Origin of the sequence: Clostridioides sp. ZZV14-6009, assembly GCF_020658095.1 — a bacterium.
In the GTDB taxonomy this organism is placed as follows: Bacteria; Bacillota; Clostridia; order Peptostreptococcales; family Peptostreptococcaceae; genus Clostridioides.
The window spans coordinates 12,046-27,195 of sequence record NZ_JAGWDG010000015.1 but is presented as its reverse complement, the minus strand read 5'-3'; the positions used below and the strand labels follow the sequence as shown (position 1 = coordinate 27,195).

Below are 15,150 nucleotides of genomic sequence, written 5' to 3'. Positions count from 1 at the left end.
ATAGATTGTTGTAATCCCTCTAACCACTGCATTTCATATGTACCCCCATATTTTATAATAAATTCTCTAAATTTTCTTGTCTTTTTGTGCAAAGATTTATCTGTTTAAATTATAGCAAAAAACAGCAAACTACCATAGCTTCAAAGCTATAGCAGTTTGCTGTTGATTATATATACTAGTTAATATTAATTTTAAACAGACATATTTTATATATTTTCCTCATACTTTGAAATTCTCTTAACTAGTTCATCTCTCAATTTTCCTACTTCATCAAATCTCATGTTAGGACTATAGTAACTTTCTATAATATCATGTTTTGATTTAGCTCTCTTAAGATTTAAAACTGACCAACAAATTAAGTCATCTAAAACTTTTTCATCAAATTTAATGTCTTCTTCATACTTAAGTAATTTTTCTCTATTTAAAAATTGATTCAAATCAATTGTATCTTCATCTTTAAAAGTACTACTTATAGTTATTCCTATATCTAAATCAGTTAATAATATGGTTTCAATTTTTTCAGGAATAAGTGGATAGTGATAAACTTCTACATTCAAGCCTTTCTCAATGGCTTTTTTGTACACTTTACTCAAAAGTGTAGTTTTCCCAGCGCCTATTTCTCCTGATAAATAATAAACCTTACCTACATCCTTTAAAATATGTTCTGTATAATCTAAGCATCCTACAGGAGTTATACCTGATCCAAATAAATGCTTTTCTTTCTTTAACTTTCCTGTACTATCTACTCCATCAAATAATCTTTTTATGAATTCTTCTGTAACTAAATTTACTTTTCCATAATCCATACAGTCGGAATATTTTTCCTCGATATCTCTAAAAATTGGTTCTGCTGATTTTAAAAATTTGAATGCTCTTTTAAAAGCATTACTAATATCTTTATCATAGCTTGAAATTTCTTGTCTATTTTTTTCTAACTCCTCTGTATTCCAGTAATCGCCTAAGTTAATTATCTCGTCCAAAGCACCTGGGAGTTTAGGGTCTACAGTATGTGGAGCAGTTGCATCCATAAGTACCACGCCTAGTTTCTTTATAACTACACCATCCAACGAACTTGGGTCAGAAGGGCAATGATATAATTCAATATCATATCCTTTATGCAAAAACTCTTTATAAATTTTTTTCATTAGTGAGGATTTTCCTACTCCAGGTCCACCCTTTAAACAAAAAACTCTTTTTACATTTTCAGGAATTATATAGTCAAAAAAAGAATATGACCCTTGTGATGTGTTTCCACCTGGAAATGCCTTTTTTATCTTTCCTTCCATATTAGCGCCTCCTCATAATTTACCATACCTCTTAATTAAGATATTAATATTATACGAGTTTTGTTACAGCTTTATGCTTTTGCTAAATATAAAACTTATCATTCAGCAATGGCAATAACTTGTTTTACTTAATTTCAATCTATTACTATACTCTAATTTAGGTTTTGTCCAAAAGTATAATAAAACTGTCTATACTGTGGTGTAGTTGTCTGTATTGCTTAAATCTAATTGTCTCGACTGTTATTTTATGTTAAAATAAAATTAAAAAATACATCTGTTTTTCTTCAGAAATGGGTGAAATTCCCTATCGGCGGTAAAAGCCCGCGAGCCTTATGGCAGAATTTGGTCAAATTCCAAAGCCGACAGTAAAATCTGGATGGTAGAAGAAAATAGTATATGAGTACCTTTATGTAATTTTACATGAGTAATCTATACAAATCCTTCAACTACCGCATTTATTCATGAAAATAAACATATTCTAAGGTACCTAAGAAATAGGTGCTTTTTTGTTGTTTATTTTGTAACTATACTGTACTTATAAAACAAAATCTACTATGTAAAAGATTGGAGTGTTATCAGTGAAACAAAAATGGATAGTATTAATTATCATCTGTATTGGTATATTTATGTCTACTCTTGATGGAAGTATACTAAATATCGCAAATCCTACAATTGCTGCCGACTTTAAAATTAACATGTCGCAAATCCAATGGGTAGTTACAGCTTATATGTTGGTTGTAACAGCTACTATGTTGTTTTTTGGAAAGCTAGGTGATAAGGTAGGTTCAAATTATCTATATACGTTAGGATTTTTTATATTTACAATAGGTTCCTTTCTATGTAGTATATCTAATAACCTAGTAACATTGATTTTATCAAGAATATTTCAAGCAATTGGAGCAAGTATTTTAATGGCAACTGGACTTGGTATAGTTTCTAATGCATTTCCAGCAAATGAAAAGGGAAAGGCTATAGGAATTACTGGAGCAGTAGTTGGTATAGGAAATATGAGTGGTCCTGTAATTGGTGGAATACTTTTAGAACACTTTGGATGGCCTTCTATTTTCATCATCAATATACCTATTGGTATTATAGCAGTCTTTCTTGGGATAAAATTTCTACCAAAACCTATTTTAGATGAACAAAACAAAAGTTTCGATATTCCAGGTCTTCTATTATTTGCATCTTGTACCACACTTATATTGCTTGCAATGAATGGAGAAGGAAATACAAAATGGTATCTAGGAATAGTGGCAATTATAGCATTTTTATTGTTGGTATTGAGAGAAGTAAAATTTGAACAAAGTTTTATTGATTTACCTTTGTTTAAAAATAGAAATTTCACTGTAGGCAATATTATTGGAATAGCTTGTTATTTTCCTCAAATGGCAGTATCTTTCCTACTTCCTTTTTATCTAGAACAACTAAAAAATTTATCTCCTATGATGGCTGGCTCTGTCATGACTGTTCATCCACTTATTATGGTACTTATAGCTCCTATTGCAGGTTCTCTTTCTGACAAACATGGTGCAAAAAATATTCTGACTGTATCTTTTTCATTTATGACTATTGCTCTGGTTGGAATGGCACTTTTAAAAGCTGATTCTCCATTATATCTTTTGATTCTATGCTTAATTATTTTTGGCTTTGGATTAGGCTCTTTTAGCTCACCAAACAATAGTAGTATCTTGGCAGATGTTCCACCTCAAAAGCAAGGATATGGAGGAAGTTTTCTAGCAACTGTTCGTAATTTGTCATTTGCCCTTGGGACAGCATTTTTCAGTAGTTTCTTTGCACAAAGACTTATATATCATCAAAAGTCTACAAGTCATACACTGGCTTATGTCGCAGCTAGTAATCAATCTTACTGGATTGCAGCAGCAGTATGCTTTATAGGACTTATACTTACAATTTTCTTTATGAAAAAGACAGAAAAAACTACTTCTCAGTAAAGATTTATTGCTAATTATATAAATCACTAAATCTTTAAACAAACTAATTTACACTAATTTTATTAGTTTCTAACAATAATTACTTATATTTATTGTTTATAAACAACAAGGATGCCACAAAATCTCCATTAAAAACATTTTGAGGCATCCTTTATTTGATTTTAATATATATAAACACTTAAAATTAATCTACTGTTATTTCATATCCATGTTGATTGTATTGATTTACAATTTCTTCCCAAAGTTCTTCAACACCAGTCTTTTTTAATGAAGAAACAGGGATTACTTTTTCACTACTCTCCATTTGCAATTTCTTTCTTATAATACTTATATGCTTTTGATATTGTCCTCTAGATATTTTGTCTGCCTTAGTTGCAATAACTACACAGTTATATCCAAAATGTTTTATCCATTCGTACATAAGTTTATCATCTGCTGTAGGTTCATGTCTAATATCTACAAGTAGGAATATAGAGCATAGTTCTTGTCTACTTTCTAGATATCGTTCCATTATACCTCCCCATTTTTCTTTTTCAGATTTGGCTATTTTAGCATACCCATATCCTGGAAGGTCTACAAAATAAAATTCGTTATTTATAAGATAGAAATTTATAGTTCTAGTTTTTCCTGGTGTTTGACTAGTTCTAGCAAAGTTTCTTCTGTTAAGTAATGTATTTATTATTGATGATTTTCCAACATTTGACCTACCAGCTAGTGCTATCTCTGGTATGCCTTCTGCTGGATACTGTGATTTATTCACAGCACTCATAGTTATCTCTGAACTTCTAATTTTCATTTTTTTCACCACTCTTTAATAAAGCTTGTTCTAATACTTCATCCATATGCTCTACAAGTACAAACTCCATCTTCTCTTTTACATTTTCTGGTATATCATCTAAATCAGCTTCACACTCTTTAGGAATTAATACTTTTGTTATACCAGCTCTATGAGCTGCTAATAGTTTTTCCTTAACTCCTCCTACAGCTAACACTCTACCTCTTAAAGTTATTTCTCCTGTCATAGCTATATTACCTGGCACAGGTCTTTTAGTAAGTGCTGAAATTACTGCAAGTGCCATAGTTATACCAGCTGATGGCCCATCTTTTGGAACAGCACCTTCTGGAATGTGTATATGAATATCATTAGTTTTATAAAAATCAGGGTCTATATCAAACCTGTCCACTATTGATCTTATATAAGAAATACCTGTCTTAGCAGATTCTTTCATAACATCTCCTAGTTTTCCAGTTAATACAATTTCACCCTTTCCTTTAAGCACATTTACCTCTACTTCAAGGGTAACTCCACCAACTGCTGTCCATGCAAGTCCATTTACAAGCCCTATTTGAGGATTAATCTCTGCAAGTTGGTATTTAAACATATCTTTTCCAAGATATTTTTCTAAGTCAGACTTATTTACAACAACTTCTTCAAGTGTTGGGTCCTCAACATATTTTTTGGCAATTTTTCTACAAACTTTACCAATAGTTCTTTCTAATGTTCTTACTCCAGCTTCTCTTGTATAATGATTTATTATACTTCTTAAAGTTTCATCGTCCATTTTTATAAAATTCTCTTTTAAAGCATGCTCTTTAATTTGTTTTGGAAGTAAGTATTGTTTTGCTATATTTAATTTTTCTTCTTCTATATATCCAGATACCTCTATTACTTCCATTCTATCTAATAGTGGTCTTGGAATATTGCTTAAACTATTTGCTGTTGTAACAAATAGTATCTTTGATAAATCAAAAGGTATTTCTAAATAGTGGTCCACAAAATCCTTATTTTGCTCTGGGTCCAATACTTCTAGCATAGCTGAAGCTGGGTCACCTTTATAATCTGCTGCCATTTTATCTATCTCATCAAATAAAAACACAGGATTTTTAGTCTGAGCTTCTTTGACTCCATTAATTATTCTTCCTGGAATAGAACCTACATAAGTCCTTCTGTGTCCTCTTATTTCGGCTTCATCTCTAACTCCACCTAAAGATATTCTTACAAATTTTCTATTTAATGCTCTAGCTATTGATTTTACTATAGATGTTTTCCCTGTACCTGGAGGTCCAACTAGACATATTATAGGACCTTTAAGTGATTTAGCAAGAGTTCTTATGGCTAAATACTCTAATATTCTTTCTTTAACCTTCTCCAACCCATAATGGTCTTCATCTAATATAGCTTGTGCTTTAATTATATCTAGTTTATCCTTTGTTTCTTTATTCCATGGTAATGAGAATATAGTATCCAAATAATTTCTACTTACAGATACATCTGGAGACATTGAAGATATCTTTGAAAATTTATCAATTTCTTTTTCTATTTTCTCTTTAGTAGTTTTAGGTGCTTTTATTTTTTTAAGCTTTTCTCTATACTCATCTGCTTCAGAATTTATGTCTTCTTCCTCACCTAATTCCTTTTGTATAGCTTTTAATTGCTCTCTAAGATAGTATTCTTTTTGAACTTTATTCATTTGTTTTTTAACTCTTAAAGTTATCTTTTTTTCTATTTTTAATATATCTATCTCTTCTAGTAATATAGAATATATAAGTTCAAGTCTTTTCTTAATATCAAATTCTTCTAATATTTCCTGCTTCTGACTTGATTTTAGATAAATATTTGCAGCTATTGTATCTATAAATCTATCTACATCCTCTATATCAGCTAAAGATATTAATATTTCTGGTGATACTCTATTTCCAATGTTTATATACTCTTCAAAAGCATCAAATACATTTCTTACAAATGCTTCAATTTCAACTTCTGTTTCACTATCTAAATTATCACTATCAAAAACAATTTCTTCTATTACTGCTCTAAAGTATCCTTCTTCTTGCTCTATTTTTTTTACTCTACCTCTTGATACACCCTCAACCAAGACACGAACTGTATCTCCTGGTAATTTTATCATTTGTTTAACTTTACAAATTGTTCCTACATGATAAAAATCCTCTTCACCTGGTTCATCAACATCTGCTTCTTTTTGAGATGTTAAAAATATAAGCTCTTCATCCATCATAGCTTGGTCTAAAGCTTTAAGAGATATTTCTCTTCCTATATCAAAATTTAATATCATATATGGAAATATTGCTAATCCCCTCAAAGGGATTAATGGTAATTCATGATCTATTTTAGTATAATTTTGTTCCATCAACATTACTCCTTTTCTAGTCTAATTATTTTGCATTTTATATTATATATTTGCACATGTTAATTTTCAACATTAATGATAACTTCTTAGCATATTATATTATTATTTTATTATGATATAATATTAGTGTTAGTATACTTAGATGTTATTTATCTTTTGGAGGTTTCTATTATGTTGAAATTGTTTTTAACCTTTTTAAAAATTGGTGCGTTTACATTTGGTGGTGGATACGCTATGGTTCCTCTTATACAAGATGAACTTGTAAACAAACAAAAACTTTTAGAGCAGGAAGAATTTATCGATTATCTATCCATAGCTCAAAGTTATCCTGGAGTACTAGCAATTAATATCTCTGTATTATTAGGATATAAGCTTTATGGTATACCAGGAGTTCTTATATGTACCCTAGGCTCTGCTCTACCGTCATTTTGTATAGTCTTAGTGTTGTCATATTTATATTTTAAAAATTCCTCATCTAAAATTTTAGATGGATTTTTTAAAGGAGTTGCGCCTGTAGTAATAGCTCTTATATTGTATTCTTTTACGAGCATGTTTAAGAAACTGCCAAAGTCTAAAACTAACATACTACTATTAATTATAGCAGTTTTATCTGTTGGTGTATTCAATATAAGTCCTATTTATTTAATAATTGGAGGAGGTGTATATAGTCTATGTCAGAAATAACACTACTCTTCTTAATATTCCTTAAAATAGGAGCATTTAGTTTTGGTGGTGGGTATGCTATGCTACCATTTATTCAACAAGAATTTATATCTAAATACCACCTTATAACTAATCAAGAATTCTTAGATTTACTTGCTATATCGCAATCTACACCAGGTCCTGTAGCAATAAATAGTGCTACATTTGTAGGATTTAAAACTGCTGGTTTTTTTGGTTCTCTATCTGCAACTATCGGTGTTACAATATTTGCATTAGTAGGCTTAACCATTATATCAAAGTTATTTGCTAAGTTCAAAAATAATAAAAAAGTAGAAAATTTATTAATGGTACTTAGACCAATTACTTTAGGTTTTATACTGTCAGCCGCTTTTTCATCTGCAAAAGAAGTTAGTTGGGACTTATATGGAATAATCGCATTTGCAGTATCATTCTACCTTCTATATAAAGGGAAAATTGGCTCTATTGCAATTGTATTCGTCTTTGGTATTATAGGTATTCTACTCACATTTTTATCATAATAATACCTAATTTCATATTAGCATAAAAAAAGGAGCCTTTTAAAGCTCCTTTTCATCATCTTATGCACTTTCCTCTTGATCCTTAAGTACTATGATAGGATTTACTGAGTCTTCGTTCACAGATTTCTCTGTTACTATAACCTTCTTTATATTATCTCTAGATGGTACTTCAAACATAGTTTCCATCATTACACTTTCAACTATACTTCTAAGTCCTCTAGCTCCTGTATTTCTTTCTATAGCCTTTTTAGCTATTGCACGAAGAGCATCGTCTTCAAATTCTAGCTCAACATCATCTAACTCTAATAATTTCTTATATTGCTTTACTAGAGCATTTTTAGGTTGTTGTAGTATTTGCATTAATGCATCTTCATCCAGTAATTCTAAAGTAGCTAAAACTGGTATTCTTCCTATAAATTCAGGTATTATACCATACTTTAATAAATCCTCTGGAAGTACTTTTTCATATAACTTCCCTAAATCTAATTCTTTTTTACTTTCTATCTTAGCTCCAAACCCTAGTGTCTTATCTCCACCACGTTTTTGGATTATTCTTTCTAGCCCATCAAAAGCTCCACCTAATATAAATAATACATTAGTAGTATCTATCTTTAAAAATTCTTGATGAGGATGTTTTCTTCCTCCTTGTGGTGGGACATTTGCAACAGTGCCTTCTAATATTTTTAAAAGAGCTTGTTGAACACCCTCTCCACTAACATCTCTAGTTATAGATGGATTTTCAGATTTTCTTGCAATCTTATCTATCTCATCTATATATATTATACCTCTTTCAGCTTTTTCTATATCAAAATCAGCAGCTTGAATAAGTTTTAAAAGTATATTTTCAACATCTTCTCCAACATATCCAGCCTCTGTTAGTGATGTAGCATCTGCCATTGCAAAAGGTACATTTAAAGTTCTAGCTAAAGTCTGTGCTAATAACGTCTTACCAGAACCTGTAGGTCCTAATAAAAGTATATTACTCTTTTGGATTTCTATATCCTTGCTACTAGACTTTTTACTATATATTCTCTTGTAATGATTGTAAACCGCAACTGATAAAGCTTTTTTAGCTTTTTCTTGACCTATTACATAATCATTTAAGATATTCATCATTTCTTTTGGTTTTGGTAAAGATGTAGTATCTTCATCTATAGTATCTTCTATTTCTTCTTGAATAATTTCGTCACAAAGTTCAACACACTCATCACAAATGTATACATTTGGACCTGCAATTAATCTTCTTACTTGATCTTGATTTTTACCGCAGAATGAACACTTTAATTGTCGTTTCTCTTCGTATTTAGACATATTAACACCTCTCTCTATCTACGGTCTCTTTGTAAATACTTCATCTATTAAGCCATATTCCTTGGCTTCTGATGCACTCATGAAGTTATCACGTTCAGTATCCATTTTTATTTTCTCTAATGGCTGACCAGTTCTTTCAGATAATATTTCATTTAAAGTTTCTTTTATTTTTAAAATTCTCTTTGCGTGAATTTCTATATCTGTTGCTTGACCTTGAGCTCCACCTAATGGTTGATGTATCATTATCTCACTATTTGGTAGTGCTAGTCTTTTTCCTTTTGCTCCTGCTGCCAACAAGAATGCTCCCATAGAAGCAGCCATACCTATACATATAGTACTTACATCTGGTTTGATGTATTGCATAGTATCATATATAGCCATTCCAGAAGTTATACTTCCTCCTGGAGAATTTATATATAAATGTATATCTTTGTCTGGGTCTTCAGCTTCTAAGAATAATAGCTGTGCTACTATAAGCCCTGCTGTGGCATCATTAACTTGATCTCCTAAGAAGATTATTCTGTCCTTTAATAGTCTAGAGAAGATATCATAAGATCTTTCTCCTCTTCCTGTTTGTTCAACAACTACAGGTACTAATGCCATGGTTTCATACCCCCTTTATTCTATATAATTTACAGTAGCTTTTTTAAGCTACTGTAAATTATTTTACGCATTTAACTAAATTATATTTGCACAACATTATATACTAAACATTCTATAACGTCAACCATATTAGTTATAGCGGTTATTTTATTAAGCTATTGTTGCACTTTCAACTAATAAGTCTATTGTCTTTCTTATTTTTATTTGTCCTTTTATATCTTCCTTATCAGCATCTCTTAAAGTAGTTTCTATTTTTTCTACTTCCATATTGTAAGCAGAAGCCATTTTTTCTAATTCAGCTTTAAATTCTTCTTCTGTTGCTTCAATTCCTTCAGCTTTAGTTATTGCTTCCAATACTAGTGAAGATTTAACTAATTTTTTAGCATCTTCTTTTCTTTCTTCTCTTAATTCTTCCATAGTTCTACCAGTCATCTCTAGTAATTGTTGTAATCCAAATCCTTGATATTGTAATTGGTAGTTAAGTTCGTTTAACATATTATCTATTTGATGCTCTACCATAACTTCTGGTATTTCTATTTCTGTATTTTCAGCAACTTTTTCTACTACTGAATTTCTAATTTCTGCATCTGCTTTATTTTTTGCTTCTTCTTCTAATTTAGCTCTTACATCTGCTTTTAATTCATCTAAAGTATCAAATTCACTAGTATCTTTAGCAAATTCATCATCTAATGCAGATAATTCTTTTACTTTTACATCATTTACTTTTACATTAAATACAACTGGCTTTCCAGCTAAATCTTCTGAGTGGTATTCTTCTGGGAAAGTAACATTAACTTCAACTTCTTCTCCAGCTTTTTTACCTACTAATTGCTCTTCAAATCCTGGTATAAATGTGTTTGAACCTATAACTAAGTTATAATTTTCACCTTTACCACCATCAAAAGCTACACCATTGTCAAAACCTTCAAAGTCTATTATAGCTGTATCGCCATCTTCTAAAGCTTTGTCTTCAACACTTACTAATCTAGCATTTTTTTCAACCATTTCTTGTAATTTAGCTTCAACATTTTCATCACTTACAGTATTCTCAACCTTAGCTACTTCTATACCCTTATAGTTTCCTAATTCAAACTCTGGTTTAACTTCAACATTAAGAACCATAACTAATCCATTGTCTTTGCTTATTTCTTCTATATCTAAATCTGGATTGTCTATTGGATCTATATCTAATTCCTTGATAGCTTCTGGATAAACTTCTGGGAATAACACTTCTATAGCATCATTATAGAAGATACCTTTTCCATATTGAGTTTCTATAACAATTCTTGGAGCTTTACCTTTTCTGAATCCAGGTATATTATATTTGCCTTTGCTTTTATTATAAGCCTTATTTACTGCTGCTTCAAATTTATTGTTATCTACTGTTATTTTTAAAGTAACTTTATTACCCTCTTTTTTAATTAGTTCTGCTTTCATCCTTCTAATCCTCCTAGTGATATTTATGTAATACCCGATAATGGTATCATAATTCATTCTATTTATAATTCAACCACTTAATTATATCACATAAGTTTTTTTATTTACAAGTGTTCCATTAATATCGTTGTACTTATTTGATAAAATTTAATTTTTTGAGTGTTTTTTGCCATTTTTTTGGATAAATACACCTTTATATGCGTATTTCCTCTATATTTATGTCCTCTTCTTCTATCTCCATAATTACAAAACTCTTATACGATACTCCTCTTGGAAGTGAAGTACTTCCAGGATTTATGTAAAGCACACCATTTTTAATTTCTCTAAATGGAGTATGAGTATGACCAAATATAACTATGTCAGCATTAACCTCAGCAGCCTTATTTTCTAACATTTGTGTGCCATATTTTACACCATACTTATCTCCGTGGCATAAAAATATAGTTTTATTTGCTACTTCAAAGACAATTTCTTCTTCTATAGCATCAAAATCACAATTTCCTTTAACTGCAATAATTCCAACCTTAGTCATATTATGAAGATATCTTGAGTCTGTAAAGTTGTCTCCTGCATGAATTATTAAGTCACATTCTTCTAAATATGGTATTGTCTTTTCCATATTTTTAATCATCATATGTGTATCACTTATTATGCCTATTTTCATTACTTCACTACCCTTTTCATAAACTCTTGTTTCATAATTTTTAGTGCATTTGCTCTGTGGCTGATTGAATTTTTTATAACACTAGGTATTTCACCAAAGGTTTTATTATATCCTTTTACTATAAATAAGCTATCATATCCAAAGCCATTTTTGCCCTTTTCTTCAAAGCCTATCATTCCTTCACAAATTCCTCTCACTACAAATTCTTTTCCATCTGGAAAAACTACTGCTATTGCAGAGACAAATCTTGCATTTCTTTTACTCATTGGCACATTTTGCATGGCTTTTAATAGCTTTTCTCTATTTTCTTCATCTGTAGCATGCTCTCCTGCATATCTAGCTGAATAAACACCTGGTTTTTTTCCCAAAGCATCTACCTCTAAGCCAGAATCATCAGCTATAGCTATAAGTTTAGTTTTTCTAGCTATTGTTCTAGCCTTTATTAATGCATTATGCTCAAATGTTTTTCCATCCTCTACTATTTCTATACCTGCTAAATCAACATCTTTTAGAGAATACACCTCATATTCAAAATCCTTTAAGATTTCACCTATTTCTTCTAGCTTATGAGCATTATTAGTAGCAATCACTACTTCATTACCATAATCCATTCCTAATATCTCATCTGCTATTTCACCTAAAACTTCTCTTTGAAGTCTTATTAGTTCTTTATTCCCTTTTTCTCCTAACTCTAACAATAAATTTAAATCTTTTCTTGAAAAAGGTTTCTCTTCACCAGTACCCTGTACTTCTACAAACTCACACTTGTCAGTCATTATTATATTCATATCTACTTGTGCTTTAGAATCTTCTTCGTAACATAAATCTAGCATATGGGTTTCATTTACTATTCCAACACTAATTGCAGATACAAAATTTGTTATTGGCATTTCTTTTAATGTTTTTGCTTTATATAATTTATAGATTGCTTCAGCAACTGCTACAAACGCCCCCGTTATAGATGCAGTTCTAGTTCCACCATCAGCTTGAATCACATCACAATCTACCCAAATAGTTCTTTCTCCTAGTTTATTTAAGTCTATAACAGACCTTATTGCCCTTCCTATTAACCTCTGTATTTCTTGAGTTCTTCCGTCGATTTTTCCTCTAGATGCGTCCCTTATTTTTCTCTGTTGAGTTGCCCTTGGTAACATTGAATATTCAGCATTTATCCATCCAGTACCACTATTTCTCAAAAAAGGAGGTACTTTTTCTTCCACTGATGCAGTACATATAACCTTTGTCTCTCCCATTTCTATAAGAACAGAACCTTCTGCATACTTTGTATAATTTCTAGTAATATTTACAGGTCTTATCTGTTCATTAGTTCTATCATAACTTCTGATCATTTTTATATCCTTTCTTAATTCTTTATATTTTATAAATTTATTTTTATAAGTTTTAAGTTTATTAATCTTCTATAATGTCATTTTTCATAATCTGATAGCTTACTGAACTATTCTATCATTAATTATAGTAGTTTTCTACTAAATTAAATGACTTTTTAGCCCTCTAATACAGCTTTTACTTCATCTTTCGATGATAAAGTTAATAATTCTAAAAATCTCTCTTCATCTATAACTTTAATTCCTAAATCATTTGCTTTTGTAAGTTTAGAGCCAGCTTCTTCTCCAGCTAAAACAAAAGTTGTCGATTTACTTACACTAGATGTAGCTTTGCCACCTCTTTTTTCTATCATATCTTTTGCATCATTTCTTTTTAATGTAGGAAGTGTACCAGTCAATACTATTTTCATTCCTTCAAATATTCTTTCTACTGTTTCACCTGTATTCTCTAATGATTTTGTATTTACTCCTACACTTTTTAGTTTTTCTATGACATTTATATTTTTATCTTCCTTAAAAAACTCAACAACACTATTTGCCATTATACCCCCAAATTCTTCTAAATCTTCTAATTGCTCACTTGTTGCAGAAATCACATCATCTAAATCTTTAAATTTTGAGGCAAGTATCTTAGCTGCCTTAACACCTATAAATTTAATTCCCAAACCATTTATAAGTCTCCATAAATCATTTTCTTTTGACTTTTCTATTGAATTTATTAAATTATCAGCAGATTTTTCACCCATTCTTTCTAAATCAACTACATCTTCCTTTTTTATATAATATAAATCAGACACATCTTGAATTATTTTTTCATTTAGCAACAATGTAATTATAGATTCTCCTAAACCATCTATATTCATTGCATCTCTTGATACAAAATGTATAATCCCTCTTCTTATTTGAGCAGGACAAGACATATTTATACACTTTACAGCAGCTTCTCCTTCTAATCTTACTGTTGGTTCTGAACAAACAGGACATTTTTCTGGCATTTTAAAATCTACTTCTTCTCCAGTACGAGCTTCTTTTATAACTTCTAAAACTTGAGGTATTATATCTCCTGCTTTTTGAACCAATACTGTATCATTTATTTTTATGTCTTTCTCTTTTATATAGTCTTCATTATGAAGTGTTGCTCTACTTACGGTAGTCCCAGCAAGTCTAACTGGTTCAAGTACTGCTGATGGTGTTATTGTACCAGTTCTTCCAACTTCTACTATTATATCTACTATTTTAGTTTTTTTCTTTTCTGCTGGAAATTTATATGCAATTGCCCATCTTGGACTCTTTGCAGTATATCCCATCTCTTCCCTTTGTTTTATATTATTTACTTTTATTACCATTCCATCTATCTCGTATTCTAAATTACCTCTATTTTCTGTCCAATGTTCAATATGTTCAATAACTTCATCTATATTTTTACAAACTTTATAACTTTGACTTACTGAAAAACCTAGTTTTTCTAAATATTCTAAGGATTCACTATGACTCTCTAAAGTATAATCTTCTATATTTTCCATATTAAATACAAATATATCTAATGGTCTCTTTGCAGTTAATTTCGAGTCTAGTTGTCTTAATGAACCTGCTGCAAGATTTCTTGGGTTAGCAAATAGTGGTTGTTCCTGTTCTTCTTGTTGTTCATTCACTTTTCTAAAATTATCTTTTGATATATATACTTCTCCTCTAACTATTAACTCTTTTTTTTCATCTATTTTAAGAGGTATACTTTTGACAGTCATTAAATTTTGAGAAATGTCTTCTCCTACGACTCCATCACCTCTAGTTGCTCCTTTTTCAAATGCTCCATTATTATAGGTAAGACCTACTGAAAGCCCATCTATCTTAAATTCAACAACATATTCAACACTATCTCCCACATATTCCTGAACTCTCTTATCAAAATCTCTCAAATCTTGCTCTGAAAAAGCATTTGATAAACTCAGCATAGGAGTTTTATGTACAATTTGATTAAATTTATCTAATGGCTTACCTCCTACTCTATTTGTTGGAGAATCAATTCTCTTTAGTTCTGGATTTTGTTCTTCCAAAGATATTAGTTCTTTCATTAGCTTGTCATATTCATAGTCAGATATCTCTGGGCTATCTTGGTTATAATACCTTTCATTATGATAGTTTATTTGTTCTATAAGTTTATTAATTTCATTTTTAACGCTCACTCTTAGCACCTCTTCAT

12 protein-coding genes and 1 riboswitch are annotated in these 15,150 nt (G+C 30.4%); of the genes, 3 read left to right on the top strand and 9 right to left on the bottom strand.

Going from position 1 to position 15,150, the window contains the following annotated elements; all coding sequences use genetic code 11:
- Positions 1-206: 206 nt before the first annotated feature.
- Entirely contained in the window at positions 207-1,286 is a 1,080-nt protein-coding gene (locus KGF36_RS15735; protein ID WP_227828278.1) for an ATP-binding protein, read from the bottom strand.
- A 276-nt stretch (positions 1,287-1,562) separates the two neighbouring features.
- A riboswitch (FMN riboswitch) is annotated at positions 1,563-1,678 on the top strand.
- A gap of 186 nt (positions 1,679-1,864) precedes the next feature.
- Here KGF36_RS15735 and KGF36_RS15730 point away from each other — a divergent pair.
- A complete protein-coding gene (locus KGF36_RS15730) occupies positions 1,865-3,238 on the top strand; it encodes an MFS transporter (RefSeq protein WP_227828277.1) in 1,374 nt (457 codons plus the stop codon).
- 184 nt (positions 3,239-3,422) lie between these two features.
- Here KGF36_RS15730 and yihA read toward each other — a convergent pair whose 3' ends face one another.
- The gene (yihA, locus tag KGF36_RS15725) at positions 3,423-4,034 is read right to left on the bottom strand and encodes a ribosome biogenesis GTP-binding protein YihA/YsxC (protein ID WP_009891775.1); all 612 of its coding nucleotides are present in this window, start codon (positions 4,032-4,034) and stop codon (positions 3,423-3,425) included.
- Positions 4,024-6,387: an endopeptidase La gene (gene lon, locus KGF36_RS15720; protein WP_227828276.1), complete on the bottom strand. Its 2,364-nt coding sequence runs from the start codon at positions 6,385-6,387 to the stop codon at positions 4,024-4,026. The genes yihA and lon overlap by 11 nt, the downstream gene beginning before the upstream one ends.
- Positions 6,388-6,558: 171 nt before the next feature.
- On the opposite strand from lon, the gene KGF36_RS15715 reads away from it, so the two are divergent.
- Both KGF36_RS15715 and KGF36_RS15710 read left to right on the top strand, forming a co-directional pair.
- Complete coding sequence (locus KGF36_RS15715) at positions 6,559-7,071, top strand: chromate transporter (RefSeq protein ID WP_227435756.1); 513 nt, start codon at positions 6,559-6,561, stop codon at positions 7,069-7,071.
- On the top strand, positions 7,059-7,589 hold the full coding sequence (locus tag KGF36_RS15710) for a chromate transporter (RefSeq protein WP_227842455.1): 531 nt from the start codon (positions 7,059-7,061) through the stop codon (positions 7,587-7,589). The genes KGF36_RS15715 and KGF36_RS15710 overlap by 13 nt, the downstream gene beginning before the upstream one ends.
- A 60-nt stretch (positions 7,590-7,649) precedes the next feature.
- Here KGF36_RS15710 and clpX read toward each other — a convergent pair whose 3' ends face one another.
- From clpX to ligA, 6 genes are all read right to left on the bottom strand, one after another.
- A complete protein-coding gene (gene clpX, locus KGF36_RS15705) occupies positions 7,650-8,900 on the bottom strand; it encodes an ATP-dependent Clp protease ATP-binding subunit ClpX (protein WP_227842457.1) in 1,251 nt (416 codons plus the stop codon).
- An 18-nt stretch (positions 8,901-8,918) separates the two neighbouring features.
- Positions 8,919-9,503 (bottom strand): ATP-dependent Clp endopeptidase proteolytic subunit ClpP, encoded by a 585-nt coding sequence (gene clpP / locus KGF36_RS15700; protein ID WP_227435751.1) that lies wholly within the window; start codon positions 9,501-9,503, stop codon positions 8,919-8,921.
- Between the two features lie 150 nt (positions 9,504-9,653).
- Positions 9,654-10,940, bottom strand: coding sequence for a trigger factor (tig, locus tag KGF36_RS15695; protein WP_227828274.1), 1,287 nt, complete (start codon positions 10,938-10,940; stop codon positions 9,654-9,656).
- A gap of 193 nt (positions 10,941-11,133) precedes the next feature.
- Positions 11,134-11,604, bottom strand: coding sequence for a metallophosphoesterase (locus KGF36_RS15690; RefSeq protein ID WP_227828273.1), 471 nt, complete (start codon positions 11,602-11,604; stop codon positions 11,134-11,136).
- Positions 11,604-12,953, bottom strand: a complete 1,350-nt coding sequence (gene rph / locus KGF36_RS15685; protein WP_227828272.1) for a ribonuclease PH — start codon at positions 12,951-12,953, stop codon at positions 11,604-11,606. Before rph ends, KGF36_RS15690 begins: the two co-directional genes overlap by 1 nt.
- Positions 12,954-13,108: 155 nt before the next feature.
- The gene (gene ligA, locus KGF36_RS15680) at positions 13,109-15,133 is read right to left on the bottom strand and encodes an NAD-dependent DNA ligase LigA (protein ID WP_227828271.1); all 2,025 of its coding nucleotides are present in this window, start codon (positions 15,131-15,133) and stop codon (positions 13,109-13,111) included.
- Positions 15,134-15,150 lie beyond the last annotated feature (17 nt).

Bases quoted from the DNA above. Each gene is read 5' to 3' on its own strand.
- KGF36_RS15735 (WP_227828278.1), bottom strand. From the start codon at position 1,286: ATGGAAGGAAAGATAAAAAAGGCATTTCCAGGTGGAAACACATCACAA.
- yihA (WP_009891775.1), bottom strand. From the start codon at position 4,034: ATGAAAATTAGAAGTTCAGAGATAACTATGAGTGCTGTGAATAAATCA.
- lon (WP_227828276.1), bottom strand. From the start codon at position 6,387: ATGGAACAAAATTATACTAAAATAGATCATGAATTACCATTAATCCCT.
- KGF36_RS15715 (WP_227435756.1), top strand. From the start codon at position 6,559: ATGTTGAAATTGTTTTTAACCTTTTTAAAAATTGGTGCGTTTACATTT.
- KGF36_RS15710 (WP_227842455.1), top strand. From the start codon at position 7,059: ATGTCAGAAATAACACTACTCTTCTTAATATTCCTTAAAATAGGAGCA.
- clpX (WP_227842457.1), bottom strand. From the start codon at position 8,900: ATGTCTAAATACGAAGAGAAACGACAATTAAAGTGTTCATTCTGCGGT.
- clpP (WP_227435751.1), bottom strand. From the start codon at position 9,503: ATGGCATTAGTACCTGTAGTTGTTGAACAAACAGGAAGAGGAGAAAGA.
- tig (WP_227828274.1), bottom strand. From the start codon at position 10,940: ATGAAAGCAGAACTAATTAAAAAAGAGGGTAATAAAGTTACTTTAAAA.
- KGF36_RS15690 (WP_227828273.1), bottom strand. From the start codon at position 11,604: ATGAAAATAGGCATAATAAGTGATACACATATGATGATTAAAAATATG.
- rph (WP_227828272.1), bottom strand. From the start codon at position 12,953: ATGATCAGAAGTTATGATAGAACTAATGAACAGATAAGACCTGTAAAT.